Raw genomic sequence first — 880 nt, 5'->3', positions numbered from 1 at the left:
ACGATGACGCGGAACTCGTCGTCAAGGCCGGGGATCGCGAACTCGGCGGTGTCGATGATGTTGATGTCGGTGTCGCCGGTCACGCCGCGGGTCAGGAAGGCGCGGACGCGCTCATCGAGCTTGCGGTTCTCGTCCTCGCCCATGAACAGGAACACGGGGACGCCGGGCTCCACGAGCTCGAGGGTGCCGTGGAAGAAGTCGGCCGAGGTGATGTAGCGGGTGCGCTTCCACTGCATCTCCTCGAGGATGCACATCGAGAACAGGATGGTCTCGCCCCACAGGGCGCCGGAGCCGATGAACATGGTGTAGGGGGCCAGGGCGTACTTCTTGGCGAGCTCCTCGGCGCGCGGCTCGAAGCTTTTGCGGATGTCGACCAGGTGGGTCCAAACATCCTTGGTCTGCTCAATAAACTTGTCGAACTGCGGGAAGCAGCCGCGGCGGTTGAGCAGGCGCAGGCCGAAGCAGTCGGCGAGGTAGTAGCCCATCTCGCAGCCACCGTTACCATGATCGGAAGCCATCTTGACGCAATTCTCGGCGCCGACAGCCTGACCGATGAGACCCTCGGGCTTGGTCATGGCGTAGACACGAATGCCCTTTTCCTTCATCTTCTTGACGGCCTCGAGGACCTCGGGGGTGGTGCCGGACTCGGAGGCGGTGAGCACGACGGACTTCTCGGTCATGCGCTTGTGGCCGGAGACGTTCCACTCGGCGGCGTGGATCAGGTAGACCTCGAGGTCGCGGTCGCCGAACTTGTTCATGAGGTACTCGAGCTGCATGAGCTCGTCCCAGGTGCCGCCGACGCCCATCAGGAACACGGCGTCGTAGCCCTCGTCGGCGACCTTGTCGGCGAGCGCGGTCATCTTCTTGCCGGTCTCGTAGA

At 63.6% G+C, this 880-nt stretch carries 1 protein-coding gene; it reads right to left on the bottom strand.

Annotated features, from left to right (window positions below; all coding sequences use genetic code 11):
• A partial coding sequence (locus DW796_RS10325; RefSeq protein ID WP_118095258.1) for an SIS domain-containing protein occupies positions 1–880 on the bottom strand: 880 nt, incomplete at both ends.

The sequence above is a fragment of the Collinsella sp. AM31-2AC genome (genome assembly GCF_003469285.1).
GTDB classification, from domain to species: domain Bacteria; phylum Actinomycetota; class Coriobacteriia; order Coriobacteriales; family Coriobacteriaceae; genus Collinsella; species Collinsella aerofaciens_AT.
Note: the sequence above shows the minus strand (reverse complement) of the source record. Positions and strands in the feature narration are given on the sequence as shown.